The organism is Dactylosporangium sp. NPDC051484 (genome assembly GCF_040689395.1).
Taxonomy (GTDB): Bacteria; Actinomycetota; Actinomycetes; order Mycobacteriales; family Micromonosporaceae; genus Dactylosporangium.
The window spans coordinates 66356-90647 of the sequence record NZ_JBFAZX010000021.1 but is presented as its reverse complement, the minus strand read 5'-3'; the positions used below and the strand labels follow the sequence as shown (position 1 = coordinate 90647).

The 24292-nt window shown below is 71.5% G+C and carries 26 protein-coding genes and 2 pseudogenes; 17 read left to right on the top strand and 11 right to left on the bottom strand.

Going from position 1 to position 24292, the window contains the following annotated elements:
- Positions 1-8: 8 nt before the first annotated feature.
- Complete coding sequence (locus tag AB0367_RS27820) at positions 9-1445, bottom strand: GH1 family beta-glucosidase (RefSeq protein WP_366229394.1); 1437 nt, start codon at positions 1443-1445, stop codon at positions 9-11.
- A gap of 264 nt (positions 1446-1709) precedes the next feature.
- Between AB0367_RS27820 and AB0367_RS27815 the strand changes: the two genes are divergently transcribed.
- Entirely contained in the window at positions 1710-2279 is a 570-nt protein-coding gene (locus AB0367_RS27815; protein ID WP_366229393.1) for a hypothetical protein, read from the top strand.
- A gap of 272 nt (positions 2280-2551) precedes the next feature.
- Complete coding sequence (locus AB0367_RS27810) at positions 2552-2890, top strand: hypothetical protein (RefSeq protein ID WP_366229392.1); 339 nt, start codon at positions 2552-2554, stop codon at positions 2888-2890.
- Between the two features lie 126 nt (positions 2891-3016).
- Here the strand turns inward: AB0367_RS27810 and AB0367_RS27805 are convergent, their stop codons facing one another.
- Positions 3017-5965 (bottom strand): glycosyl hydrolase, encoded by a 2949-nt coding sequence (locus AB0367_RS27805; protein ID WP_366229391.1) that lies wholly within the window; start codon positions 5963-5965, stop codon positions 3017-3019.
- A gap of 306 nt (positions 5966-6271) precedes the next feature.
- Between AB0367_RS27805 and AB0367_RS27800 the strand changes: the two genes are divergently transcribed.
- Together AB0367_RS27800 and AB0367_RS27795 are read left to right on the top strand one after the other, a co-directional pair.
- Positions 6272-6484, top strand: a complete 213-nt coding sequence (locus AB0367_RS27800; protein ID WP_366229390.1) for a hypothetical protein — start codon at positions 6272-6274, stop codon at positions 6482-6484.
- Between the two features lie 10 nt (positions 6485-6494).
- Positions 6495-7115, top strand: coding sequence for an STAS domain-containing protein (locus tag AB0367_RS27795; RefSeq protein ID WP_366229389.1), 621 nt, complete (start codon positions 6495-6497; stop codon positions 7113-7115).
- On the opposite strand, the gene AB0367_RS27790 is transcribed toward AB0367_RS27795, so the two are convergent.
- Both AB0367_RS27790 and AB0367_RS27785 read right to left on the bottom strand, forming a co-directional pair.
- On the bottom strand, positions 7102-7602 hold the full coding sequence (locus tag AB0367_RS27790) for a MarR family transcriptional regulator (RefSeq protein WP_366229388.1): 501 nt from the start codon (positions 7600-7602) through the stop codon (positions 7102-7104). The genes AB0367_RS27795 and AB0367_RS27790 overlap by 14 nt on opposite strands.
- Before the next feature lie 79 nt (positions 7603-7681).
- Complete coding sequence (locus AB0367_RS27785; RefSeq protein WP_366229387.1) at positions 7682-9139, bottom strand: serine/threonine-protein kinase; 1458 nt, start codon at positions 9137-9139, stop codon at positions 7682-7684.
- A gap of 249 nt (positions 9140-9388) precedes the next feature.
- On the opposite strand from AB0367_RS27785, the gene AB0367_RS27780 reads away from it, so the two are divergent.
- The 12 genes and pseudogenes from AB0367_RS27780 (at position 9389) to AB0367_RS27725 (ending at position 16750) form a co-directional block, all read left to right on the top strand.
- Positions 9389-10642, top strand: a complete 1254-nt coding sequence (locus AB0367_RS27780; RefSeq protein WP_366229386.1) for a protein kinase — start codon at positions 9389-9391, stop codon at positions 10640-10642.
- A 207-nt stretch (positions 10643-10849) separates the two neighbouring features.
- Positions 10850-11137, top strand: a complete 288-nt coding sequence (locus AB0367_RS27775) for a GlsB/YeaQ/YmgE family stress response membrane protein (protein WP_366229385.1) — start codon at positions 10850-10852, stop codon at positions 11135-11137.
- A 194-nt stretch (positions 11138-11331) separates the two neighbouring features.
- Positions 11332-11949, top strand: a complete 618-nt coding sequence (locus tag AB0367_RS27770) for a hypothetical protein (protein ID WP_366229384.1) — start codon at positions 11332-11334, stop codon at positions 11947-11949.
- Positions 11950-11955: 6 nt separating this feature from the next.
- On the top strand, positions 11956-12981 hold the full coding sequence (locus AB0367_RS27765) for an SRPBCC family protein (protein WP_366229383.1): 1026 nt from the start codon (positions 11956-11958) through the stop codon (positions 12979-12981).
- Positions 12982-13022: 41 nt separating this feature from the next.
- Complete coding sequence (locus AB0367_RS27760; RefSeq protein WP_366229382.1) at positions 13023-13433, top strand: gas vesicle structural protein GvpA; 411 nt, start codon at positions 13023-13025, stop codon at positions 13431-13433.
- Position 13434: 1 nt separating this feature from the next.
- Complete coding sequence (locus AB0367_RS27755) at positions 13435-14226, top strand: GvpL/GvpF family gas vesicle protein (RefSeq protein ID WP_366229381.1); 792 nt, start codon at positions 13435-13437, stop codon at positions 14224-14226.
- Between the two features lie 2 nt (positions 14227-14228).
- On the top strand, positions 14229-14492 hold the full coding sequence (locus tag AB0367_RS27750) for a gas vesicle protein GvpG (RefSeq protein ID WP_366229380.1): 264 nt from the start codon (positions 14229-14231) through the stop codon (positions 14490-14492).
- 11 nt (positions 14493-14503) lie between these two features.
- On the top strand, positions 14504-14947 hold the full coding sequence (gene gvpO / locus AB0367_RS27745) for a gas vesicle protein GvpO (protein ID WP_366229379.1): 444 nt from the start codon (positions 14504-14506) through the stop codon (positions 14945-14947).
- A gap of 28 nt (positions 14948-14975) precedes the next feature.
- Positions 14976-15155: pseudogene (gene gvpJ / locus AB0367_RS27740) on the top strand (gas vesicle protein GvpJ); the annotation flags it as partial.
- 226 nt (positions 15156-15381) lie between these two features.
- The gene (locus AB0367_RS27735; protein WP_366229378.1) at positions 15382-16182 is read left to right on the top strand and encodes a GvpL/GvpF family gas vesicle protein; all 801 of its coding nucleotides are present in this window, start codon (positions 15382-15384) and stop codon (positions 16180-16182) included.
- Positions 16179-16394 carry a gas vesicle protein gene (locus AB0367_RS27730; RefSeq protein ID WP_366229377.1) on the top strand — a complete coding sequence of 72 codons (216 nt, stop codon included), beginning with the start codon at positions 16179-16181 and terminating at the stop codon, positions 16392-16394. The genes AB0367_RS27735 and AB0367_RS27730 overlap by 4 nt, the downstream gene beginning before the upstream one ends.
- Complete coding sequence (locus AB0367_RS27725; RefSeq protein WP_366229376.1) at positions 16391-16750, top strand: gas vesicle protein K; 360 nt, start codon at positions 16391-16393, stop codon at positions 16748-16750. The genes AB0367_RS27730 and AB0367_RS27725 overlap by 4 nt, the downstream gene beginning before the upstream one ends.
- 114 nt (positions 16751-16864) lie before the next feature.
- On the opposite strand, the gene AB0367_RS27720 is transcribed toward AB0367_RS27725, so the two are convergent.
- The 6 genes and pseudogenes from AB0367_RS27720 to nhaA all read right to left on the bottom strand — a co-directional run.
- The gene (locus tag AB0367_RS27720) at positions 16865-17593 is read right to left on the bottom strand and encodes a lysozyme (protein ID WP_366229375.1); all 729 of its coding nucleotides are present in this window, start codon (positions 17591-17593) and stop codon (positions 16865-16867) included.
- Positions 17594-17770: 177 nt separating this feature from the next.
- A complete protein-coding gene (locus tag AB0367_RS27715) occupies positions 17771-18604 on the bottom strand; it encodes a peptidase inhibitor family I36 protein (protein WP_366229374.1) in 834 nt (277 codons plus the stop codon).
- Between the two features lie 72 nt (positions 18605-18676).
- Positions 18677-19132 (bottom strand): hypothetical protein, encoded by a 456-nt coding sequence (locus tag AB0367_RS27710; protein ID WP_366229373.1) that lies wholly within the window; start codon positions 19130-19132, stop codon positions 18677-18679.
- Positions 19133-19198: 66 nt separating this feature from the next.
- The gene (locus AB0367_RS27705; protein ID WP_366229372.1) at positions 19199-20062 is read right to left on the bottom strand and encodes a peptidoglycan-binding protein; all 864 of its coding nucleotides are present in this window, start codon (positions 20060-20062) and stop codon (positions 19199-19201) included.
- Positions 20063-20300: 238 nt separating this feature from the next.
- Positions 20301-21182 carry an NBR1-Ig-like domain-containing protein gene (locus AB0367_RS27700; protein ID WP_366229371.1) on the bottom strand — a complete coding sequence of 294 codons (882 nt, stop codon included), beginning with the start codon at positions 21180-21182 and terminating at the stop codon, positions 20301-20303.
- Between the two features lie 371 nt (positions 21183-21553).
- Positions 21554-22711 (bottom strand): annotated as a pseudogene (nhaA, locus tag AB0367_RS27695) (Na+/H+ antiporter NhaA); the annotation flags it as partial.
- A gap of 188 nt (positions 22712-22899) precedes the next feature.
- On the opposite strand from nhaA, the gene AB0367_RS27690 reads away from it, so the two are divergent.
- Positions 22900-24006, top strand: a complete 1107-nt coding sequence (locus AB0367_RS27690) for a hypothetical protein (protein ID WP_366229370.1) — start codon at positions 22900-22902, stop codon at positions 24004-24006.
- A 23-nt stretch (positions 24007-24029) separates the two neighbouring features.
- Here the strand turns inward: AB0367_RS27690 and AB0367_RS27685 are convergent, their stop codons facing one another.
- The gene (locus AB0367_RS27685; RefSeq protein ID WP_366229369.1) at positions 24030-24254 is read right to left on the bottom strand and encodes a hypothetical protein; all 225 of its coding nucleotides are present in this window, start codon (positions 24252-24254) and stop codon (positions 24030-24032) included.
- Between the last annotated feature and the right edge of the window lie 38 nt (positions 24255-24292).

The following is a 24292-nucleotide window of genomic DNA, read 5'->3' as shown; positions in this document are numbered from 1 at the left end:
GACCTACGTCAGCTGATGCCGTTTCGGGCGATCACGGTCTTGTACCAGTCGGCGCTCGCCTTGTGGGTCCGCCGTTGGGTGGCGAAGTCGACGTTGACGATGCCCCAGCGTTGCGTGTAGCCCTCGGCCCACTCGAAGTTGTCCATCAGCGACCAGAGGTGGTAGCTCTCCAGCTTCACGTCCGCCGCGATGGCCCGGTGGGCGGCGGCCAGGTGATCGCGCAGGAACGTGATGCGGTCCTGGTCCAGCATCGCGTTCTTCGTCGCCATCCCGTTCTCCGTGATAGTCAGCGGGATGTCGCCGTAGTCGCGCTTGATGCGGGTGAGCAGGTCGTACAGCCCGTTGGGGTCGATCTCCTGCCACGTCGCCTGCGACGTCGGGTGCCGCATGACCCGGCTCCCGGTGCCCGTCACGTGGGTGGTGCCGTAGTAGTTCACCCCGAGCAGGTCGCTCTGCGCGCTGATGACGGCCAGGTCGCCGTCCTTGATCGCCGCGCGGACCGGCGCGTCGGCCGGCTGCGTGGCCAGCCAGTCCTGCGGGTATCGCCCCAGCAGCACGGGATCGAGCCAGCGGCGGTTCTCCTCGCCGTCGGCGATCGTCGCCTGGCGGCGTGCCGCCGCCGAGTCGTCGTCGGGGTAGGTGGGCGACAGGCTGAGGGCCGCGCCGATTCGGCCTTTGGCGGTGGTACCGCGCAGTGCCTGCACAGCGAGCCCGTGCCCGAGCAGCAGATGGTGGCCGACGACGTTGGCCAGCCGCCGGTCCCGCTTGCCGGGGGCGTGCGTGCCGGCCGTGTAGCCGACGTCGACGACGGTCTTCGGCTCGTTGAGCGTCAGCCAGGTCGGCACCCTGTCGCCGAGCGCGGTGAACATCGTGTGCGCGTAGTCGGCGAACCACTTCGCGCAGTCGCGGTTCTCCCAGCCGCCGAGATCCTGCAGCGCCTGCGGGGTGTCCCAGTGGAACAGGGTGACCACCGGCGCGATCCCGCGGGCGAGCAGCCCGTCGACGAGCCTGCGGTAGAAGTCGAGGCCCTTGGCGTTGACCGCGCCCCAGCCGGTCGGCAGCACCCGCGGCCACGAGACCGAGAACCGGTACGACTTCAGGCCGAGGTCCCGCATGAGGTCGAGGTCCTCGTCGAGCCGGTGGTAGTGGTCGGCGGCCACGTCGCCGGTGTCCCCGTTGCGGATGCGGCCCGGCTCGTGGCTGAACACGTCCCACACCGACGGCCCGCGGCCGTCGTCCTTCACCGCGCCCTCGATCTGGTACGCCGACGTCGCCGCCCCCCAGCCGAAGTCCTTCGGGAACACCAGCCCCGCCGGACCGGTCGAGGCGCCGCCGCCGGGCGCCTCGATGGCCACCGCGCCGTCGGCCCGCTGCGGTAAGGCTCCGCGAGCACAGCCGGCGACCGCGCCCGCGGCCGCCAGGGTGAGGAGATGTCGCCGTCGCATGCGGCGAAAGTAGCGCGACCTCGGCTTACCCACAAAAATCGCCTCGAATGGTGATGAACAGTGCATCGCCGGCCGTCCCGCTGGCTGCGGCCTGCCGGTCAGGAACCCGGCAGCCAGCCGGCCCGAGTCCAGCGCCGCGGCTTCCCGGGGTTGCGCACCGCCCGGACGCGCGTGATCCGGTCGGTTGTAGGCCCCGCCCGGGGTGAGGCCGGCCGCCTCCGGTGCGCGCTAGCGTCTTTCCTGGCCAACCCGAAGGGATTTGCGATGTCCTCGACCGTGGCCCTCACCATCGCCATCATCGTGCTCGTCCTGGTGATCGCCGGTCTCGCGACGATGGCGCTCGGCCGGCACCGTCGCACCAAGGCACTGCGGCGCCGCTTCGGACCCGAGTACGACCGGGCGGTCGCCGAGCAGCCCAGCCGGCGCGCGGCCGAACGTGACCTGCAGGAGCGCGAGCGCCGCCACGCCGCCCTGGAACTCAAGGAACTCGCCCCGTGGGAGCGCCAGCAGTACGCCGAGCAGTGGGCGCGCACGCAGGCGCACTTCGTCGAGGAGCCGGAGGCCGCGACCCGTGAGGCCGACGCGCTGGTGACGAAGGTGATGGCCGAGCGCGGGTACCCCGTCCAGGACTTCGACACCCGCGTCCAGGACCTCAGCGTGGAGCACGCGGAGACGCTCGACCACTACCGCGACGCACACGAGATCAACAAGGTGAATGAGCGCGGGCAGGCGTCGACGGAGCAGCTCCGCCAGGCGCTGATGCACTACCGCGTGCTGTTCGCGGAACTGCTCGGCGAGTCCCCGGGCGGCCGGCCGGCGACCGGGCACGGCTGATTCGCCGCGCAGTGACACCGCGCGGAACCGCGCAGAAACAAAGCAGCAGAAACAAAGAATGCAGGAGCACGAAAGGCGGGATCGCGATGCGTGACGACCACTCGACCGATCCGGCCGGACCCAGCCATCTCGGCCAACCCGGCCAACCCGGCCCGGCACCGCGGCCGCCGACGCCGCCGCAGGCCGCGCCGCCGTCCCAGACGCCCCCACCGCCGCCGATGCCGGCGCCACCCCGCCCGCCCACGCCGCCCCAGGGTGCGCCGCCGCCAACCGTGGCGCAGCCACCGCCACCGCGCACGCAGGCCACCGCCGGCGGCGCGCGGCCGGAGCCGGCCCCGGGGCCCGAGCCGAGGATCTGGGACCCGGCCAAGGCCGACGAGTTCCGGCAGCGCTGGCGCCAGCTGCAGACGCACTTCGTCGAGGACCCGCCAGGCAGCGTCACCGGGGCGCGGCAACTGGTGGACGATGCCGTGCGGGCCCTGGCCGACAGCGTCCACGACCGCGAGGACCAGCTCGAACGCGTCGGCGCGCGATCGTCGGACAGCACCGAGGGCATGCGGGACACGGTGCTGCGATACCACCAGCTGCTCGACCGGCTGCTGTCCGTCTGAGCCGCGGGCCGCCGGCGCGTTCCCGGCCGCCGCTGGTCTGCCGCGTGGTCCGTTGACCGCGTCCCGGGTGCGTTCGTCACGCGCCGGGCGGAGCCGCGTTCGCGCGGCCCCGCCAGGCACGGATTGTTAGTTGACGGTGTACGGGATGGTGAGCGTGGACTGGCGGCCGTCCGCCGCCGTGGCGTCGACCCGGACCGTGGTCGGGGCGTTGCCGATGGCGTTCCACACTTCGAGCCGGACGCAGCCGCGGTTCATCGCCGACAGGGTGCCGGTCGACGAGGCGAGCTGGGCCGCCTGGGTGTACTGCTCGGTGCCGGCGACCGGGTCGGTGGCGAAGTACCGGTAGGTCTCGACCCGGCCGTACGTGCCGCCGCCGGTGAAGTCGTACGACACGCGGGCCTGGATGCCCTGTCCGACCGCGGTTCCGGCGTCGACGTGGAGCGTGAACTGCGTCTGGCCGCCGTTCAGGGCGCCGGTGATACCGCAGGTCCGGTAGGTGACGGGGTTTTGCGGGGTGCCGTCCCAGTTGCCGTTCGCGGCGGTGACCGTCTGGGTGGTGGCCCCGGCGCCGGCCGAGGTGGACAGCGCCGGCCCGCCGCGCAGGTAGAAGAGGTTCGAGCCGACCGGCGGCTGGCTCGACGGCGGCGGCGACGACGGCGGCTGGGACGACGGCGGCTGAGACGACGGCGGCGGCGAGGACGGCGGCTGAGACGACGGCGGGGTGCTCGTGCCGTTGCCACCGACCCAGGTGTACGCCCCGGTCGTCGCGGTCTTCCCGGCGGCCACGGTGAGCGTGCGGCCGTCGGAGAAGGTGACGGTGACCGGCGCGCCGCTCAGGTTGGTCGCCGCGTACGTGCGGGCGCCGTTCTTCGTGAACACCGCGTAGAGCGGCGTGTTCGCGGTGACGGTGGTGTCGACCTGGCCCAGCGCGGCGAGGTTGCGGATCCAGTGGAAGGTGTGCGCGCGGCTTTCCCCCTCCTCCGGGGTGTACCCCGGGTTGGCCCGCAGGTTCGCCAGAGCCTGGTCACCGTTGCCGAGCGCGAGGAACGACCACAGTACGTCCTGCCAGACCGTGGGCGGCCCGCCGTTGTTCGTCACCATCTCGTTCCAGTTGACGGTCACGTAGGACGGCTTGTACCCGAGGTAGAACGAGCCGCCGGTGACCGGCAGCATGTTGATGCCCTGGATCATCTCGGGCTCGCCGCTGAACCAGGTGGCGTAGGCGCCGCCGTCGCCCCAGACCATGCCGACGGTGTTGTGCCCGAACGCCGACGGGAAGTTCTGGTCCGACGAGTCCAGCCAGTACTCCTGGATCGCCTGCGCCTGGGTGCTGTAGATGTACAGGCCGGCGTCGCGGACGGCGGTGTTGCCGGTGGCGATGCCCCACTGGATCAGGGCGTTGGCGAAGTTCATGCCCTCCGACGACGACTCCTGGTTGTTGCCGGCGGCGAACGAGCCGTGACCGGACGCCCAGTCGTGCCCGGCGTAGATGTCGAAGTCCCGCAGGAACGGGAACAGCGGGTCGCCCCGGTCCGGGCTGTTGGCGTCGCGGATCAGCAGGTTGACCATGCCACCGTAGGCGGCCGTCGCGGCCCATGCCGGGTCGAACTTCGCCAGGGTCGCGGCGGCGGCGATGTAGTAGCCGTAGTGGAAGTGGTGGTCGTTGAGCTCGGCGTCGGAACCGTACGAGGCCGGGTAGCCGATGAGCGTGCCCCAGTTCTGGTCGTACGCGAACAGCCGGCCCGTCTTGCCAGGGCTGGCGGTGAACCAGTCGGTGAGCCGGGTGCGGATCGCGCCCAGCAGCGCGTCGCGCTGGGCGGTGCGGCCGAGCTGGTCGGCGAGTTCGGCGGCGCGGGCGGCGCGGCCCAGGCCCTTGCCGGTCCAGTAGGTGTCGTTGCCGAAGGCCGCCAGGGGATCGCCGGTGGCGACCTGGTCGAGGTAGCCGCCGACGGTGCTCAGATCCGCGCCGGAGGAGTCGGCGACGGCGGGGATCTCCGGCAGGACACCTTGGAACTTCGTGGCCGTGGTGAACGCGCCGGCACCGGTGAGGATCTTCATCGTCCCGCGCGGGGAGACGTAGCTCTGCGCGATCGGCGTGGCGCCGCTGAGGTTCTTCCACTGGTGCGGGTACAGCGCGATGACGGTGCCGGAGCCGTTGCCCTCACGGGCCGTCGTGGTGAACGTGTAGGTCGCGTTCACCGCGCTCGCCGACTGGTTGTAGCTCCACGAGACGCGGGTCCCGGTGACGTGGTTGTGCGCGTACTGCCCGTAGGTGTTCGCCAGGGCGGTCCGCTCGGCGGCCGGGGTCGACGGGGTGGTCGGCAGCAGCGCGACGGAGTAGTAGTCGCGCCCGGCGAGCGTCGAGGTGATCGCGGTGCCGTTGACGTTCCACGTGGCGCCGCCCGGGGCGTAGGCCACGTAGTCGTGGCCGCGCACGGTGAAGCCGACCTGGTTGCCGCTGTTGGACCAGACGCTGGGCGCGCCGGCGAAGGTGAGCTGGGCGTTGCCGCCGGTCGTGCGCGCGTACACGAACGGCAGGCCGTGGCCGATCGTGGCCTTGAGCGTACGGGCGCCGTCGGACCAGGACGGGGTGACGGTCCAGTCGGTCCAGCCGTCGACGAGCGTGTTCGGGGCGTTCAGCCCGGTCACACCGAGGGTGAATTCGGTGGTGTACGGGAAGTGGTACTCGCCGGGGCCGGTGGCGGTGCCGGAGATCGCGGCGGTGGTGGTGTACGAGACGCCGAGCCCGTTGGCGGCGGGCTGGAACGCCATCGGGTGCGCGTGCAGCGGCACGGAGTACGCGCAGTCGGTGCGCTTGAACAGCAGCGACGACCACCAGTCGTTGGTCGGCACGGGGCCGGCGGGCGCGTTGGCGGTGACGTACTGGCGCGGGTTGGTGGCGAGGTTGCCGCAGCCCGTCGGCCCGGTGGTGCCGGCCGGCCGGGCGGTGGCGTAGCTGCCGGAGCCGAGGGTGGCGGCCTCGGCGTTGGGAAGGGTCAGGAAGGTCAGGACGGTGGCGACCACCGCGACGGCGATCGCGCCGGCTGTGACGGGCCGGCCTCTGACAAGACGCATGGATTGGACTCCGTGATGAGAGTGGCGGGTCTTACGGGGTCCTTGCGAATCATGCGCAACAGCGGTGAGCATTGTCAATGCCAGATTTGAGAGAGCGCTCTCAAACACCGCCTTGAGCTGCTGGTTTGTCTTGAGAGCGCTTTCGCCTCCGACGCCGTCGGGGCCGGTTTGGCCGGCGGCGGGGCCTCGCCGGGCGGCGCGTTTTGTCGTCGAACCGTCATGGTGCCGCCAAGGTCTCGTCACGGCACCGAGACAACGATGGATGGCAACCGGTCGGACCGACGGACGAACTGGGGGGTCTGGGGCATGACGGTGTTGCACGATCCCGACGGCACGGACTTCAGCCTCGTGTGCGACGGCTGCGGGACGACGATCGATCGGCTCGGGGCCAACCTGCACAACTGGGAGCTCGCCTGGAGCCTCGTCAGGCGGCACGGCTGGATCGGCGAACGGTCGCGGCAGGGACCGCACGGCTGCCCGAAGTGCACGACGCGGTCCGCGTACGCGGTCGACGGCTGAGGCGGGTGTGATGACCGCCCTGCTGAGCCACGACGGCACCGACTTCAGCCTCGTCTGCGACGGCTGCGGCCGGACGGTCGGCAACCTGGCCGCGTCGCTGCCCGACTGGGCGCTCGCCTGGGGCCTGTTCAGCCAGGACGGCTGGCGGGGCAGCGACCTGGCGATCGGCCCGCACACGTGCGGCCGGTGCGTGCCGGCGGCGTCGCTGGCCCATCTCGGCGCCCGGTCGCTTGACCGGCCGTCGGTGACGCCGTCGGGGCGCTCGTCGCAGCGCATGGTGATCCAGGTGCTGTCCGACGTCCGCGCCATCTACCTGCGCGGCGATCTGCTCCCCGCCGACGAGGCACAGCTCTGGGACCTACTCAGCGGCGAGCCCGAACGGACACCGCACCTGATGGTCGACGTGAGCCCGGTCCAGCGGCGCAGCTCTGCGGCGGTCGACGTCCTGGTCCGCTCGGCCCGTCGCGCGGCCGGCAGCGGCGGCCGGACCTGCCTGGTCGGGGCCTGCCCCGGCGTATCCAGCGCGCTACGCATGCTGTGCCTGCACGACGTCCTGCCGATCCACGCCGACCAGGTCTCGGCGCTGGAATACCTGCGCGGCGGCCGATCGGACGCCGTCAGCCGACGCTGAGCCGCGCGGCGTCCTCGGCCGAGCGCTGCCAGCACCGCCACCACTCGTCGTCGGGTAGCTCGCCACCGGCCCGCACGAATCGATGCAGCAGATCGAGGGTGCGTCCCGACGCGACGAGCCCGCTCTCCCGGACGATCCGGCGCAGCTCTTCCTGCCGCGCCAGCATGACCGCGCCGACCGTCCCGCGCCCGGCCGCGGTGAGCCCCAGCCAGACCGTGCGGCGGTTGCCGTCCCGCTGAAAGCGCCGCACCAGGCCCTTCTGGCAGAGCCGGTCGCACATGCGGGTCAGGGTCGAGGCGGCCACGCCCAGCTCCTGTGCCAGCTCCGCGCTGCGTCGCGGGCCGGTCGCCAGCAGCACCAGGGCCCGGTACTGCGGCAGCGTGACGTCGACCTCGAGCGCCGCGAGACTGCGGGCGGTGAGGGCCACCATCGTGCGGCTCACCGCGAGCAGGGCACCCACGAGCGGCTCGGCGTCGGCTTCGGACATCGCTCCATCGTCGCATCCGCAGCCCGCCGTCCTTCGCGGCCACAGCGTGCCGGAGCCCATGCAGTGCGGCCGGACGGTGTCAGCGGTCCGTCGGCTCGACCGTGAGGATCGACACGATGCGCTGGCAGGACGCCCCGTCGAGGCGGAAGCCCGTCGGAAACCCGGTGCCGGCCCGGTCGACCGCGCCGCTCAGCTCGATGCTGGCCGGTGCCCCGGCGGCGAGCGGCCCGTCGCCGCTCAGCGTCACCTCGGCGCCCGACTGGCTCCAGTTCGTGCCGGGTGCCTGCGTGACCAGCTGCCCCGGCGGAACCCGGAAGCGCAGCACCCAGGGCCGCTGCGTGGCGCCGACGATCGACAGGTGGGCGGCGAAGGTCGTCGCGGTGCGGTGCCCGACGTACCGCACGACGCAGTCCTGCGCGGCGGGGGGCCGCTCGCCGCTCGCGGTCGCGGCGGGTGTCGTCCACAGCGGACGCGTCCATCCGCCCGCGGCGACGAGCGCCGCCACGACGGCCACCAGCACGGCCCGGCGCCGCGGCCGGCGGTCCGTCCCGGTCGACTGGGGTGACCGGGTTGGCCGGGAGGGCCTGGTTTGCCAGGGAACCACGCACGGGTACCGGGGGCGCTCGGGCCCGCGCGGCTGGGTGCGCGGCCCGGGGGCGGCGGCCTCCCAGGCCGGCGGCGGGGCCTGCGCCTCGCCCGCGTGCGTCGCCAGCGCCGAGCGCAGCACGCCGGCGGCGTGACGGCTGGACGGTCGCCGGTCGGCCTCGTCGGCGAGGCAGCCGTCGACCAGGGCGGCGATCTCGGCCGGCACCCCGGCCGCCGGCGGCAGGCGCACCGGGCCCTGCACCGAGGCGGCCCGCCGCTGCCGGACCAGATCGTGCCGGGTGACCTCGGCCCAGGGCAGCGCGCCGGTCAGCATCTGGAACAGCACGACACCGAACGCGTACATGTCGGCCGCCGCCGTCACGGGCTCGCCCCGCAACTGCTCGGGCGCCATGTATTCGGGGGTGCCCAGCAGCACGCTCTCCGAGCCGGCCGTGCCAGCCGAGACGGCGCCCACGATCCACGAGAGCCCGAAGTCGACCACCTTCACGTGCGACGGGGTCAGCATGATGTTGCCGGGCTTGATGTCGCGGTGTACCACGCGTCGCAGATGGGCCGCCGAGAGGGCGTCGGCGACCTGGACGGCGATGCGCACCGCGTCGCGCCAGTCCAGCGCGCCGGCGCTGGCGAGACGGTGATCGAGGGTCTCGCCGTCGACGTATTCCATCACCAGATACGGCACCGGCCGGCGCAGCCCGCGCGGGCGGTGGCCGACGTCGAAGACGGCGGCGACGTTCGGGTGGTTGATCCGGGCGGCCGCGCGCGCCTCGGCGACGGCCCGCTCGCGGGCGCGAGCCGATCCGGCGAGCTCGGGCAGCAGCAGCTTGATCGCGACGGTTCGGTCCAACCGGGTGTCGACGGCGCGCCACACCTCGGCCATGCCGCCCGACCCGGCCTGGCTCACCAGCCGATAGCGTCGCGCGAACCTCGGCACCGCTGCAGTCTCCCGTCATGGCCGGCGGTCGTCGGATCCGCACGGTACCCATTGGCGTTCTCCGGAGGCCAGATCCGTTTCCGGCCGCCGCGGCAATGACACGGGACCGTCACATTCGCGGCGACGGTGCGGGCAAGTTATTGCACTCTTACAACAGTGCGCCGGTTGCCCTGCGTAGGGCGCCTGAAGCGGGCATACTCAAGGGGCAGTTCGCATTCTCCCCGGCACGACAAGGACATCGCAGGCGACATGGAGCTGGACGGCCGGTATCGCTTGGACCGCCTTGTTGGCAACGGCGCCACGGCGGAGATCTGGCGCGGCTACGACGCGCTGCTGCGGCGACCCGTCGCCATCCGGCTGCTGCGTCCGGACCGCCCCGGGCGCGCGCAGGAGTTCCTGGCCGCCGGGCGGACCGCCGCGCGGCTGACGCATCCCAACGTCGCCGCGGTCTATGACGTCGGCGTCGCCGTGCTGCCGCTGCGAGGCGCGACGCCGTTCGTGGTGATGGAGCTGGCCGACGGGCCGTCCCTTGCCGCGCGGCTCGCGGCGGGACCGCTGGCCTGGCCGGAGGCGGCGCGCATCGGCGCCGAGGTCGCCGCCGCGCTCGCGGAGGCGCACGGCCGATGGGTGAGCCACGGGACGCTCGTTCCCGCCAAGGTCGTGCTGACCGACGTCGGCGCGAAGGTGATCGGGTTCGCCGCCGACATGCTGGCCGACCCCGACGGCGCGTCCGCCGACGTGCGGGCGCTCGGCGCGCTGCTGGCCGCGTGCTTCGACGACCGCCCGGGCCACCGGCCCCCCGCCGAGCTGACGGCGCTCGCGAGCCGGTGCCTGAGCCCGGAGCCGGCGCTGCGGCCGTCCAGCGACGAGGCGGCCCTGACACTCGCCAGGATCGCCGGCGCCACCGTTGACCTGCCGGCCTTCCTCACCGCTGGCCTCACCGCTGGCCTCACCGGCGGCGCCGAGACGCGGGTCGACGCGACCGTGCCGCTGCGCGGCCAGCCCCGCACCCGCCGGCGCATGCGGTGGACCGCTCGCGCGGTCGTCGCCTCGGCCGGCGCGGCGGCGTTGCTGCTGGGCGCCGTGGCGGCTCTTGGCCAGGTGGGGCCGGGCGGGGGGATGCCGTGGTTCAGCCACCCCGCCGACGTGGCGGCGGTGCCGCCCGTCGACGACCGGCCGTGCGCCGACGCGGCGCTCGACCCGCGGGCGTGCGTGCCCGCCGCGGTGCCGTCCCACCCCGCGGCGACCACGATCGTGCCCGTGCCACGGCCGACGTCCCGGTCGCCGAAGCCCTCGGTGAGCCGAACGACCGGGCCGGCCTCCTCGCCCTCGCCCTCGTCGGCGTCGGCCACACCGTCGCCTTCGCCATCGACTTCGACGTCGGTCTCGCCGCCGGAGTCGTCCGCCCCGCCCTCGCCGCCGGTCACGCCGTCGCACTCCGAGAGCCCTTCATCGCCGCCGTCCGGCATCGAGACGGCGTCTGATTCGCCCGCCACGCACTGACCGGTTCGGGCCAAAGTACGACCTCTATCGCTACGACCTGTCCTGAGCGGGTCTTGAGCCTCGATCGCCAGGTGTCAGCCCGCCCCATGCGGGCGATCTCGGCTCGGCCGTCCCGTCACGACGCGAGAGTAGAGTCAGAACTGATTCAGCCCCGTGGTCAGGATGCCGCGTGGCGAAATCGGCCTCAACTTGCGAAAGGGGAGCGCCATGATCGGGACGATTCTCTGGGCGATCATCGGCGGCGCCGTCCTCGGTGTGCTCGCGCGGCTCGTCCTTCCCGGCCGACAGAACATATCGGTCCTGGTCACGGTCGCGGTCGGTATCATCGCCGCGCTGATCGGTGGCCTCATCGCCACGTGGCTCGGGGTCGGCAGGACCAACGGCGTCGACTGGATCCGGCACGCGATCCAACTGGTGCTCGCGATCATCGGCGTGTACATCGCCGCGCGGGTCATGAGCGGTCGTGGCCGGCCTACCGGCTCCGCTCGCTCGTAGTCCGTCCCCAGCCGCTTGCCGGGTTAGCTTCCGCAGACCTGTTTCGTGGTCGCCGCGCCGGGTACGTCGCCCGATTCGAGCGATTCTCTGTACCCACGGATGCGGGAGACGAGTCCGTGCTCGCCGTCGGCGAGGCCTCTGTCCGGGTACCGGACGGTGGCGTGGCCGCTGGATCCGGGGCGGAGGGAGGGATCATGAACTGCCGAACGCAGGTGTTGCTCGCCGCCGGGGTGGGTTATCTCCTGGGGCGCCAGCACAAGTTGCGTTGGGGGCTCGTCCTGGCGGCCGCCGCGGCCGCCGGCCGGATCAGCGGGCCGGGCGACATCCTGCAGCGGGGGGTGCGGGCACTCAGCGGATCCAAGGAACTGGGCAGACTCGCCGAACTCGGTGCTCCCCTGGTAGCGGCGGGCAAGGACGCGGCCAGGACCGCCGTCACCGGTCAGATCGAATCGGTCACCGATCGGCTTCGTGAGCGTACCGATCTGCTGCGTCGGCCCGGTGGCGGGCGCCGGGCTCGCGAGGCGGAGCCGGAAGAGGAGAGGGCCCGGCCGCGGCGCCGTCCTCGTGCGGAGCGCGAGGAGTACGAGGAATACGAGGAGGAGCGGCCCCGGCGTCGTCCCCCGGCTGCGGCGAGCGAGGAGGGATACCCGCAGGAGGAGCGAACCCGGCGCCGGCCCCCAGCCGCGCCACGTGCCGAGGAGGAGGACGAAGAGTACGACGAGCCGGACGACGAGGAGCGCGAGGCGCCGTCGGGCGTCGCCCGTTCACGTCCCGAGGCCGGTCGGCCGCCTGTGCGACGGCGGGGGAGGTGATCTGCTATGGCGTCGAAATCGGATGGTCGTGCGGGGACGGGTATCGGGCACAAGATCGCCGAGCTGCTGCTGGGGGAGTTGCGCAATCTGGCCTCGGCCGCCGGTGAGCGCGCGCTGGCCTCGGTCGGTGACAAGGTCGGGTCGGTGACCGAGCGGCTGACGGAGTACGCCGAGGGCAGCGGCAACACCGGCCTGGTGGCGGCCGTGACCGGCGCGAAGAAGATGGCCGAGGGGCGTTCTCCGTCCTCGGCGATGGTCAGCGGCGGGCTGGCCGGCATCAAGGAGAAGGTCAAGGGCTTGTTCGGCCGAGGCGGCAAGGGCAAGGGTGCGAGCAAGAACTTCAACCGGAAGGTCACCAACATCGTCGAGACGCTCGACGTCGGCGTCCCGCTGCGGGTCGCGTACAACCAGTGGACGCAGTTCCAGGACCTGCCGAGCTTCATGAAGAAGCTCGAGAACGTCAAGAAGGAGTCCGACGAGAAGAGCAACTGGAAGGCGCAGGTCTGGTGGTCGCACCGCGACTGGGAGGCGACGATCGTCCAGCAGATACCGGACTACTGCATCGTGTGGCGCTCGAAGGCGGCGAAGGGGCGCGTCGACGGCACGGTGACGTTCCACGAGCTGGCGCCCAACCTGACCCGCATCCTGCTCGTGCTGGAGTACCACCCGCAGGGCCTGTTCGAGCAGACGGGGAACCTGTGGCGGGCCCAGGGCCGCCGCGCGCGGCTGGAGTTCAAGCACTTCCGGCGGCACGTCATGACGCGCACGATCCTGAACCCGGACGAGGTCGAGGGCTGGCGCGGCGAGATCCGCGACGGCGAGGTAGTCAAGGACCACGAGACGGCGCTCAAGGAGGAGCAGGAGCAGCAGGGCCGCGCGGAGCAGGGCGAAGAGGAGCCCCGCGAGGAAGAGTGGGAGGAGGAAGCGGGGGAGGAGGAAGAACCTGAAGAGCCTGAGGAAGAAGAACCTGAGGAAGAACCGGCGGAGCAGGAGCCGCCGCGACGGCGGCCGGTGCGGGCGCGGGCGAGATGAGCTCGGCTCGCGGCCACACGGCAGTTTAGGAGTGACGAACCATGACCACGGCTGTGCAACCGGCAGGCGGCGGAGCGATGGCGCGTCCGTCCTCGGGCACGCTGGCCGATGTCATCGACACGATTCTCGACAAGGGACTGGTCATCGACGCGTTCGTGCGGGTGTCGCTGGTCGGCATCGAGGTGCTGACCATCGACGCGCGCATCGTGGTGGCGAGCGTCGACACGTACCTGCGTTTCGCGGAGGCGGTGAACCGGCTGGACATGTCCCACGACAAGATGGGTCTGCCCGAGCTTGTCGGCGACATGGAACAGGGCGGCGCCAAACGTAAGACGAAGGGTGCCCTCGAGGGGGCCGTGGAGAGCGCCGGAGAGACGTTGAAGGACCTGTTCGGCGACCGCCAGGAGCCGGAACGGGTCTCCCGTCGGGGCCGCCGGGCCGAGGAGGAGTGACATGTCTGCGGCCACTGAGTCGGTCGAGGCCGAAGGCACAACGAGAACAGGCATCTACATGTACGCCGTCGTGCCGTCCGATGTCGAGGTGGACCGGGAGGCCCGAGGCGTGGGCGACCCGCCGGCACCGGTGAAGCTCGTGCGGCACGACCGGATCGCCGCCCTGGTGAGCGAGGTCGACGTCGATCGCCCGCTCGGCCGGCCGGACGAGCTCCTGGCCCACGAGCGGCTCCTGGACGCCACCGCGGCGGAGGTACCGGTGCTGCCGATCCGCTTCGGCGCGGTCGTGGCGGACAGGCATGCGGTGGTCGACGAGTTTCTCGCGCCCTATCACGACGAGTTCGACGCCGCGCTGCAGGAACTCGACGGCAAGGTCGAGTACGTCGTTCGGGTCCGCTACGTCGAAGCGGCGGTGCTCGGCGAGATCCTTCGGGAGAACCCGGAGGTGGCGCGGCTGCGTGAGGCGATCCGCGGCGCACCGGAGGACGTGACCCGCAACGAGCGCCTCAGGATCGGCGAGCTCATCAACCAGGCGATCGAGGCCAAGCGCCAGGCGGACACCCGGACGCTGACCGAGGCGCTCACCCCGCTCACCGGGGCGGTGAACGTGCGGGAGCCGTCGCACGAGCTCGACGCCGCCAACGTGGCCGTCCTCGTGGAGACCGCCCGCGAGGCCGAGTTCGTGAAGGCCGTGGAGGGGGCCGCACGGGACTGGGAAGGCCGGGCCACGCTGCGCCTGCTGGGTCCCGTGGCGCCGTACGACTTCGTCACGGCGCTCAAGCCGGAGGCGTAGCCGTGGGACTGGTCTCGGGGATCCTGACCCTGCCGCTCGCGCCGGTCCGCGTCGTGCTCTGGCTGGGGGAGGTGCTGCGGGATCAGGCCGAGCATCAGCTGTACGACCCGAACGTGATCCGGCGACAGATCGAGGAGCTCGAGGAGGCTCGGGCCGAGGGGCGCATCTCCGAGGAGGACGCCACCCAGCAGGAGGAGGAGCTCCTCGGCCGGCTCCTCCGGCCGTCCGGCGCCGGAGGCTCGACGACCGCCGGGGCAGGTGATTAGGGGGCGGACAAGTGCCCGATGCGCGCAGAGCTCGCGACGCGCGAGCCGACGAGAAGTACTACGACGAAGAAGCCTACGACGACGGGTCGTACGAGGGCGACACGGATGCCGCCGACGAATACGCCGAGCCGAGGCGGCGTGCCCGAGCGCCGGCCAGGACGCGCCGGGAAGAGCCGCCGCGGCGGGAGGAGGCGTCGCCCACCGACATCGCGAGGGCCGCCCTTGAGCACATCGCGGGGCTCACGGGAAAACGGACGCTGGGCGTCACGTCCCTGGAGCGCTCCGACGACGACTGGGTGGTCGAGGTCGAGGTGCTCGAGGACAGCCGCATCCCCTCGTCCGGCGACATCCTCGGCCTCTACCGGACCAGGCTCGGCACGGACGGGACGGTGATGGCATTCAACCGGATCCGGCGGTACTCGCGGGGCAGGAGCGACATCAGCGAGGTGGCGTGACATGAGCATTGCACGGCAGCCGAGCTCCATCGTCGGACAGCCGTCCGGCGGCGCGGTCGCCTCCGGCCACGAGCCGGCGAATCTCGGCGACATCCTTGAGCGCGTACTCGACCGGGGCATCGTGATCGTCGGCGACATCCGGGTCAGCCTGCTCGACATCGAACTGCTCACCGTCAAGCTGCGGCTGGTGATCGCATCCGTCGACACGGCCCGGCAGATGGGCATCGACTGGTGGGAGCACGATCCGTGGCTCTCGTCGCGTTCCCGGGAGGCGCAGCTGGAGGCGGGCGCCGAGCGGCACGGCGAGTTGGAGCCAGGCGATCAGCGGCGCGGCGAGCTGGGCCCGGGCGATCGGCGGAGCGAGGAGCTGGAGACCGGCGAGGCCGGGGTGCGCGAGCGTCGCCCGCGGCGGTACGCGGCCGAGCGTGACGACCATGGCTGATGACGTCGGTCTCTGGCTGCACGCGGTGACCCGCGAATTCGATCCGGCCTCGGTCGCCGGCCTCACCGGGGTCGGCGGTGGGCTGCTGCGCGTCGTCGCGGCCGCCGGGCTGACGGCCGTGGTGAGCCCGGTCGACCTGAACGAGTTCGGCGCGGAGCCGTTGCGCCGTAACCTCGAGGACCTGGCGTGGCTGGAGAGGGTAGCCCGGGCACACCACGGCGTCGTCGACGCGGCCGCCCGCCTCGGTCCCGTCGTCCCCGCCCGGCTGGGCACCGTGTACCTCGACGACACGCGGGTCCGGGCCATGCTGACCGAGCGACGCGCCGACTTCGTCACGGTGCTGCAGAGAATCGCCGGCCGGACCGAGTGGGGCGTCAAGGCGTACACCGTTCCCGGCCTGCCGGCGACGGCCGAGCCTTCGCAGGCGCCGGCGGCCGGCAGCGGCCGGTCCGGTGCGGGAACGGCTTATCTGCGCCGGCGGCGCGCCGCGCTGTCCGCCGGCGAGCAGCGGCAGCAGGCCGCGCTGGACAGTGCCGAGGAGGTGCACGCCGTGCTCGGCGGGTGTGCCGAAGCGGCCCGGCGGCATCCGCCCCAGGACCGCAGTCTCAGCGGGGAGCCGGGGCTGATGGTCCTCAACGGGGCTTACCTGGTCGACTCCGCTCGTGCCGAGCGGTTCGGCGAGACCGTCGCGGCCCTGGCCGACCGGTTTCCGGCGATCCGCCTGCAGCTGACCGGGCCCTGGCCGCCGTACTCCTTCACCACGATCGACGAGGAAGAGGAAGCGTCGCGATGACGTCGGGCACCCGGCCCGCAGCGCTCGTACCCGAACGGTACGCGTTCGTGGACCTGCTCGACCGGGTGCTCGCCACCGGCGTCGTCATCACCGGCGAGGTGACGCTCTCGATCGCGGACGTCGACCTCGTCTACATCTCATTGCGCGCGCTGGTGGCGTCGACGGCCACGGTCGCCGCGCCACCCCTGGACGGCGAGACGGAACCCCGATGAACGAGCCCCGCGGCGACGCCGGACCGCCGCCCGAGCACCGTCCGGCAGGACCCGGGGAATCGGCGTCGCCGGTGCGCCGGCCGCGTGCGCGGATCGAGGTCGACCGGGACTCGGTGGAGCGCGGCTTCGCCGGCCTGGTGCTCACGGTCGTCGAACTGCTGCGCCAGCTGATGGAGCGGCAGGCGCTGCGCAGGGTGGAGGTGGGTGACCTTACGGACGAGCAGATCGAGCGCATCGGGTCGACGCTGATGGCGCTCGAGGAGCAGATGAACGAACTGTGCGAGCACTTCGGGCTGACGCCCGAAGATCTCAACATCGACCTCGGTCCGCTCGGTCCGCTGTTTCCCCGCGAGTGACTCCACCGCGACCGACGTCACTGCGGCCGATCGGCTCGGCCGGGCCGGAAGGCCGCCGCAGCGGCGGGGCCTTCCGAACCCGAGCCGGTTTTCAGTGCCGGTGTGCGGGCCGGTTCAGCAGGTGCCGTTGCAGGCCAGGGCCTTGAGCCGGTCCAGTGCGCCGTTCCACTGGTTGGAGTCGCCGGCGAACGGTCCGCTGCTGGAGTACTGCCAGAACGACCACGTCGGGGCGCCGGCCGGCAGCGTGCCGGGGGAGCTGCTATACCTGGCGATCCACAGTGGAGAGTTGGCCCAGAAGCCGCTGTAGTTACCCGTGCAGGTGCTCCACCAGTCGGTGGTCGTGTAGATGACGGCCCACCGCCCGGTCCGGGTGTGGTACTGGTTCAGAAACGCGCGGATCCAGCTGACCATGCCGGACTGGGAGAACCCGTAGCAGGTCGCGCCGTACGGGTTGTACTCGATGTCCAGCGCGCCGGGCAGGGTCTTGCCGTCCTTGGACCAGCCGCCGCCGTGGGCGATGAAGTAGTCGGCCTGCGCGGCGCCGCCGGAGTTGTTCGGGAGCGCGAAGTGGTAGGAGCCGCGGATCATCCCGATGTTGTACGAGCCGTTGTACTGCTGGGCGAAATACGGGTTGGTGTAGGACGTGCCCTCGGTCGCCTTAATGTACGCGAACCGTGAGCCGGCGTTCCACTGCGCCGACCAGTTGACGTTGCCCTGGTAGCCGGACACGTCCTGACCGTACGTGACGGTGGCGGCCGATGCGGGGCCGCCGATCAGGACGCTGGCGACCAGCGTGGCCGCCACGGACAGCGCCGCCAGTGCGCCGAGCCGTCGATGGGTCACGGTGCGCCTCCTTCTGGGGGGTTCTGGGTGACTCTCGCCTGTTTGGCGAAGAGCTTCGCTGATTAGCTCACGATCGCCGGGTGGTTTCAATAGATTGTCATCAAAGTCTTACGGGGGGAATGAAGGGAAGGCGCGCCCATCGTCGATGGGCGCGCCGAGACCGCTTCGTTTGATCAATCAGTGGTTCACCTGGAACCACGGCTGTGTCCAGCCGAGGTACGTCTTGCCCCAGCGGCTTTCGATCGTGGCGATCGTGGTGACGGTCAGTGTGCCGTTGCCACCGATGTCGTTGGAGACGAACTGGCCATCGCCGATAGAGATCATCACGTGACCCGAACCACCGCTGAAGAACGCCAGACCGCCGGCCGGGACGCTGCGGCTACCCGCATGCTTGTACGCCGACGGCACCGCGAGCCAGTGGTTGTACGCCGTGGTCGAGCCGGATGCGCTCCACCCGTACGCCAGGCCCACCACATGGTCGCACCAGCCGTCGTAATCGGCGTGGTAGGTGGTGGTCTCATGCGACTTGGCCCAGGACACCGCCTCCGCGCAGGTGTTCGGGTCACCGAGGCCGGAGGTCGAGCAGGTGGCGCCCGAGCCGAGGAACTGGTGCGAGGCGTTGTTGTTCTTCAGCGTCGCGTTGAGGTTTCCCTTGGCGCCCGCGGCGAAGTCCTGGAAACTGCCGGCGTAGTCGCTGTTGTAGTACACCCGGACGGTTTGGCTGGAGCGGTTCCAGACCGAGGCGGCGTTGTTCTTGACGCAGATTCCGTTGCCGTTGCCGGGGCCTTTGAAGTCGTAGCAGGAAGGTTCGGTGGTGCCGTAGTCGCCGACCGAGGTGGTGAAATCGGAGACGGAGCCGGCTTCGTCGCTGTTGTAGTAGTAGCAGAATTCGCCGCTTTCGCAGACGCCATCACGGGCAGCCGCATTCGCGGGCGAGGCGACGGCTACGACCGGCGTGGCAAGTGCCAAAGCCATGGCGACAGCGGTGATGATCCGTTTGAGCATTGTCATTGCCCGCTTTCCTTGTGTTGATTCCGGGGAGAAGCCGGTCCTACGCCGATCGACACTCGTGGGACGCGGCTCTCAGCACCGCACGCTGGTGGACACCCAGCCGACGATCGGTCCGAGCGGATCGTCGCCGTACATACCGGATCCCTCGGTGCAGGAAGAAAGGGTGTTGGTGCCGGTCGACCACGTCTCGACCTTGTTGCTGCTGCACACCACTCCTTCGAGATCGTGCCGGCCGGTACCGGAGGAATTCGTGACGGACACCGCGGCGCAGTCACTCCACGACTGGTGCGAACTGCGGTAGCTGGCCCAGACATAGACATAGCCCCAGTTCTTACCGCACCCCTTGAACTGCTTGACCGAGGCAAATGTCTGACCTCCGACGGTCAGAGTGGCGGTGGAGCCGATCTGGACCGTGCTCGAGCAGCTCGGTGCAGATTCCGCATAGGCGGGAGTTCCACCGGCCATGCCGATCCCGACCGCGCCGAGCACACTCACCGCGACCATCGCACCGATTCGTTTCATGCTCATGCGTCAACCTCCTTGTGCAGCGGAAATGGGTTGTAGCGACATCCGGTTGATCGAGCCGGTTGCGGGTCACTGCCCGCGCTGGTACTGCTCCCAGGTTTCGATCGGGATCCGGGGACCGTCGTCCTGGCCACGGTTGGCCAGGCCGTTCATGCCGAGGTAGTAGTCGCCGATCTGGTGCTGCGCCTCGCTGGAGAGGTCCGTGTCGTTGATGGCCGCGGCGTGGATGTGCCACGGCCAGTCGGCCTGACTCGGGTTACGGATCCAGGCGGCGAAGCCGACCTGGCGCAGGGCCCGGGCGACCGCGGTGCGCTGGGCCGCGGTCATGCCGGTGACTGAGATGTCCACTACACCCCCGCCGTCGTGCGTACCGGCCGAGGTCGGGTCGCCTCCAGGGTTGTACGAGCCCTGAGAGAGCACCAGGCTGTAACCGAGCAGGCGCTGGGCCTCCGCCAGCATCGCCTGAGTACGGGCGTCGACGGTGTACCCGTCGCGCTGGACCTTCGCGCCCGGACCGATCGTGTTGCTGACGGTGTACCGGTTCAGCCCGAGCTTCGTCAGCGACGTCGTGCCGGGCAACCCGTTCGCGGCCAGGCCGCTGTAGCCCAGCGAGCGCTGGTAGGCCGCGTACGCCGCGATGGTCTCGGTGCCGAAGTAGCCGTCGACCCATTGCGCGCTCAATAGGTTCTTGGCCTGGAGCGCCTGCTCGACGGCGAGCACGGAACTCTTCGCGCCCGGGGTCAGTGTGTTGTCGGCGCGGCGGGGGTCGATCTGGGCGGCCAGGACCGTGGCCTCCATGTTCACGACAGGCAGCGCGGCCGCGGTGACGGTCCGCTGCGCTGTGGCGCCGGATGTCGCGGCCCGTGCGGAGGCCGGGGCGCCAACGGCCACGCAGAGTGCGGCGATCCCGACGGCTAGCCAGGGACGGCGCATAGTCGATTCTCCTCGTCAGCATGTGTCTCATGTGGACGAGACCACTGTGCGAGGAGGCGCCTGCTGTTCGGTACCCCCGTTGATCTGTCAGATCTGTCAGACCTCATCGACCTGCATGGACGCGGTGTTGTCAGTTTGGCTGGCACCCGGACTGACATCGAGCGTTCGAGTCTTGACGCCGGCCGAGGCGACCGGGCGGCGGCTCGCGGGGTTTGACCGCAGCCGCCGCCCGGCGCACTCAGGCGACGACGGTGACCATGAAATACACCGGCCGACGGCTGGGAAAGTAGGCGTTCCCGGACTCGTCGACCATCTTCCAGCTCACCCAGCATTCCGCGGGGCGGCTCGGCGCGGTGACCGGAACACTGATCATCACCTGCTGGCCCGGCGGGGTGTCGCCGATGGCCACCCGATCCGGCACCTGGCAACCGTTATCGTCACTGGTGGGGTTCATCCTGGCCAGGAAGCGGTCGTGCCAGTCGACCGTTCCCACGTTCGCGAGCGCCCACACCTTGACGAAGTGGGTGTTCACCTTCACCCGTGTACCGTCGGGGATGGTGACGTCGGCGATGAACTTGCTCGAGTCGCCTCGAATCAGCGAGTCCGAGAACGGGGTCGATGACGGCGACGCCGCCACTGCGCGGGAGCCGTGCGCGGACGACCGGCCGTGGACGATGATGCCCAGGACCGCGACCAGCGCCGCCACTCCCGCCGCGACGGCGAGCCACGGCAACCGGTGCCGTCGCGCACGCGGGATCTCATCCGCGGCGGCCACGACGTCGGTCGGCAGAGTGTCTCCAGGAGCCGGATCGTGGGCCTCTGCCGGGGAATCGGCCGGGGAATCGGCGGTGGCCGCCGTCAGGCCGCCGTCCGGGACGGCATGGACCGTCGCCGGGCGTTGAGCGTCCTCCCATCGGCGCCGCCACTGCACCTCGTCCGCTTCGCAAGCGCGGACGAACTCGCGGGTGGTCTCCCACGAGGGAAACCTGGTCCCGGCGGCAGCCTCATGCAGCGTCGTGTGCGAGATCCTGCCCGATCGGGCGGCCATCTGCCGGAATGACGGGTTGCCCGCGGCGGTCCGTAATGTCCGCAACTGCCCGGCGAACTCTTTGGCGGTCATACCGTCTTGCATTGACTCGGCGGTAGCGCGCTGGTCTTCCATCCATCCCCCATGTCAGACACCGCAGTCAGGAGTTTGTCAGGCCGCGTAAAAGCGTACCGAAAGCAGCGGTACTGGCATCAATGTGATAAACGTGACATCGATGACCGCCGACCAGCCTGCGCGACGACCCCGCCGCCGGCTCAGCTGCGCTGACCCTCGTCGCGTCGGTCGGCCACGGCGGCGTCCCCGTCCCGCTGTTCGTCGCGCGGCGCCTGGCGCCGGCCGCCACCGCGCCCGGCGTCGCCGAGGTGATCGTCAGCGACCGCGTCACTGGAGGCCACGGCGCGGGCGCGATCGGTGCGAGACGGCGGTCGCGGGCGACGGCGTGCGCGCAGCAGCAGCATGGCGGCTACGGCGGAGACGCCAGAACCGACCAGGATTGCCAGGCGGGCATGGTCGTCGCCCGCGCTGCCGGGGCCGAACGCCAGCTCCGCGATGAGCAGCGACACGGTGAACCCGATACCGGACAGCAGCCCGGCCGCCACCATGTCACGGCGGCCGAGGCCGACCGGCGGTGCCGCGCCCGTGGCGCGGCGGGCCAGCCACGTCGCGGTCAGCACGCCGACCGGCTTGCCGAGCGTCAGGCCGAGCAGGACCCCGAGCGCGGCCGGATCGCGCAGCGCGGCGCCGAACGCGGCGGTGCCGGCCAGGGGTACACCGGCGGCGAAGAACGCGAAGACCGGCACCGCGACGCCGGCCGACACCGGGCGCCACCGGTGCTCGAGCCGGGCCGCGACGCCGGGTGCGGCGCCCGGACGCACCGGGACGGCGAACGCCAGCAGCACGCCGGCCACGGTGGCGTGGACGCCGGATGCGTGCACCAGCAGCCACGTGCCGGCGGCCAGCGGCGCGAGCAGCCAGCCGGTGCCGCGCCGGGGGCGGCGCAGCAGCCAGGCGAAGGCGGCCAGCGGCAGGACGGCCAGCAGCAGCGGCAGCACCGACAGCCCGGCGGTGTAGTACACGGCGATGATGACGATCGCGAGCAGGTCGTCGACGACCGCCAGGGTCAGCAGGAAGGTACGCAGCGCCGGCGGCACGCGCGGGCCCGCGAGCGCGAGCACGGCCAGCGCGAACGCGATGTCGGTGGCGGTCGGCACGGCCCAGCCGCGCAGATCGCCGGCCGGGGCGGCCGCGTTCAACCCGACGTAGATCAGCGCCGGTACGGCCATGCCGCCGACGGCCGCGGCGACCGGCACCATCGCGCGGCGGGGGTCGCGCAGGTCGCCGGCGACGAGCTCGCGCTTGAGCTCCAGCCCGGCGACGAAGAAGAACACCGCCAGCAGCGCGTCCGCGGCCCATGCGGCGAGGGTGAGGTCGAGGTGCCAGGCCGCCGGGCCGATGCGCACCTCGCCGAGCCGCTCGTAGCCGGCGGACCAGGGCGAGTTGGCCCACGCGAGCGCGAGCCCGGCACCGACGAGCAGCAGCGCGCCACCCGCGGTCTCGGTGCGCAGGATCTCGGCGACGAATCGGGCGGCTTTGCCGGGCATGAGGCTCCCTCAGGGGTCGGTCGACACGACGCCGACCAGCCTTCCCGGCACACCACTTGCTGCGGTCCATCCCTTGCGGAGGACCGCTGCCACTGTACGGGATCGCGCAGCCCATCGACCACCGGCCGAGCCCAACCCGCCGCGCGGTACGGTGGAATACCGAGTCCCCTGCCGGCGGGCCTGTCGCCATGGTTCATGCCATCCTGACGTCGGTCGTAGGGCTGCTGTCCGTGGCGGTCGTCGTGCTCACCGCGCTGTCGGCGGCGCACACTCTGGTGGTACCACGCGGGACCGCGGTCCTGCTGACCCGGTGGGTCATGGCCGCCGTGCGGGCGGTGTTCGACGTACGGCTGCGCTCGGCCCGCACCTTCCGCGAGCGGGACCGCATCCTGGTGCTCTTCGCGCCGGTGACGCTGCTGGCGCTGCCGGGTGCCTGGCTGGCCCTCATGCTCGTCGGGTTCGCCGGCCTGTACTGGTCGCTGGGCGTGCGCCCGTGGCAGAACGCCTTCCTCGACAGTGGCTCGTCACTGTTCACCCTCGGCTTTCATGCGCCGGAGGGCGTCCTCACCGGGACGGTGCAGTTCGTGGAGGCGTCGCTGGGCCTGGGGCTGCTCGCCCTGGTCGTGAGCTACCTGCCGACGCTGTACGGCAGCTACTCCCGCCGGGAGGTGCTCGTCACCGCGCTGGAGGCGGAGGCCGGCTCCCCGCCGTCGGCCGTCCGCCTGCTGGAGCGGCTGCTGCAGGCGGCCAACGGGATCGGGCTGATCGACGAGTACTGGCACGACTGGACCCGGTGGTTCAACGAGATCGAGGAGACGCACTCGTCCAACCCGCTGCTGGTGTTCTTCCGGTCCCCGTCGCCGCAGCGGCACTGGGTCACCGCGGCCGGCGCGGTGCTGGACGCCGCCGCGCTGGTCACCTCGACGTTCGCCGCGCCTGACATCCAGCCGTCACACGCCCGGCTGTGCCTGCGCGCCGGAAGCCTGGCACTGCAACGGATCGGGGACTACTTCCACATGCCCGCCGGCCCGGTCCCGGCGTCGCCCTCCCTGGTCGCGGTCAGCCGCGCGGAGTTCGACGCCGCCTGCGACCGGCTCAGTGCCGCCGGAGCCCGGTTACGGGCGGACCGCGACGGGTGCTGGCTGGAGTTCGCCAGGTGCCGGGCCGGCTATGAGGCCGCCCTGCTGCGGTTCGCCTCGCTCACCACCGCGCCGTCGGCGCCGTGGTCCGCGGACCGGCCGATCCCCTTCCACCGCCTGCCGATCACCGGTCGGCACGCCGAGCCGTGGCTGTAGCTGGAGCTCACCTGGGACGCGGCTCAGACCAGCTGCGCGGTCAGCCCGGCGGCGAGCACCTCGGCCTGCACGTCGGTGATCTCCTCGCCGTACTCGCGCACCAGCTCGACCTTGGTGTAGATGATGTGCCCGTCGGCCTCCTCGGCCTGCGGGACGAGGCGCACGTCGTCGTCGGCCACGGCCAGTGCCGGGTCGGCGTCGGCGGACTGCGCGAGCGCACGGATGTCGTCGGCGGTAATCGTCGTCATGGCTAGAGCCTGCCCGAGCCGCAGACGGTGCAAACGTG

Coding starts and splice junctions, on each gene's coding strand:
- AB0367_RS27685 (WP_366229369.1), bottom strand. CDS start 24,254: ATGACGACGATTACCGCCGACGACATCCGTGCGCTCGCGCAGTCCGCC.
- AB0367_RS27700 (WP_366229371.1), bottom strand. CDS start 21,182: ATGACCGCCAAAGAGTTCGCCGGGCAGTTGCGGACATTACGGACCGCC.
- AB0367_RS27805 (WP_366229391.1), bottom strand. CDS start 5,965: ATGCGTCTTGTCAGAGGCCGGCCCGTCACAGCCGGCGCGATCGCCGTC.
- AB0367_RS27690 (WP_366229370.1), top strand. CDS start 22,900: ATGGTTCATGCCATCCTGACGTCGGTCGTAGGGCTGCTGTCCGTGGCG.
- AB0367_RS27755 (WP_366229381.1), top strand. CDS start 13,435: ATGTCTGCGGCCACTGAGTCGGTCGAGGCCGAAGGCACAACGAGAACA.
- AB0367_RS27780 (WP_366229386.1), top strand. CDS start 9,389: ATGGAGCTGGACGGCCGGTATCGCTTGGACCGCCTTGTTGGCAACGGC.
- AB0367_RS27705 (WP_366229372.1), bottom strand. CDS start 20,062: ATGCGCCGTCCCTGGCTAGCCGTCGGGATCGCCGCACTCTGCGTGGCC.
- AB0367_RS27725 (WP_366229376.1), top strand. CDS start 16,391: ATGAACGAGCCCCGCGGCGACGCCGGACCGCCGCCCGAGCACCGTCCG.
- AB0367_RS27820 (WP_366229394.1), bottom strand. CDS start 1,445: ATGCGACGGCGACATCTCCTCACCCTGGCGGCCGCGGGCGCGGTCGCC.
- AB0367_RS27760 (WP_366229382.1), top strand. CDS start 13,023: ATGACCACGGCTGTGCAACCGGCAGGCGGCGGAGCGATGGCGCGTCCG.
- AB0367_RS27815 (WP_366229393.1), top strand. CDS start 1,710: ATGTCCTCGACCGTGGCCCTCACCATCGCCATCATCGTGCTCGTCCTG.
- AB0367_RS27735 (WP_366229378.1), top strand. CDS start 15,382: ATGGCTGATGACGTCGGTCTCTGGCTGCACGCGGTGACCCGCGAATTC.
- AB0367_RS27765 (WP_366229383.1), top strand. CDS start 11,956: ATGGCGTCGAAATCGGATGGTCGTGCGGGGACGGGTATCGGGCACAAG.
- AB0367_RS27770 (WP_366229384.1), top strand. CDS start 11,332: ATGAACTGCCGAACGCAGGTGTTGCTCGCCGCCGGGGTGGGTTATCTC.
- AB0367_RS27800 (WP_366229390.1), top strand. CDS start 6,272: ATGACGGTGTTGCACGATCCCGACGGCACGGACTTCAGCCTCGTGTGC.
- AB0367_RS27730 (WP_366229377.1), top strand. CDS start 16,179: ATGACGTCGGGCACCCGGCCCGCAGCGCTCGTACCCGAACGGTACGCG.
- AB0367_RS27790 (WP_366229388.1), bottom strand. CDS start 7,602: ATGTCCGAAGCCGACGCCGAGCCGCTCGTGGGTGCCCTGCTCGCGGTG.
- AB0367_RS27710 (WP_366229373.1), bottom strand. CDS start 19,132: ATGAGCATGAAACGAATCGGTGCGATGGTCGCGGTGAGTGTGCTCGGC.
- AB0367_RS27775 (WP_366229385.1), top strand. CDS start 10,850: ATGATCGGGACGATTCTCTGGGCGATCATCGGCGGCGCCGTCCTCGGT.
- AB0367_RS27715 (WP_366229374.1), bottom strand. CDS start 18,604: ATGACAATGCTCAAACGGATCATCACCGCTGTCGCCATGGCTTTGGCA.
- AB0367_RS27795 (WP_366229389.1), top strand. CDS start 6,495: ATGACCGCCCTGCTGAGCCACGACGGCACCGACTTCAGCCTCGTCTGC.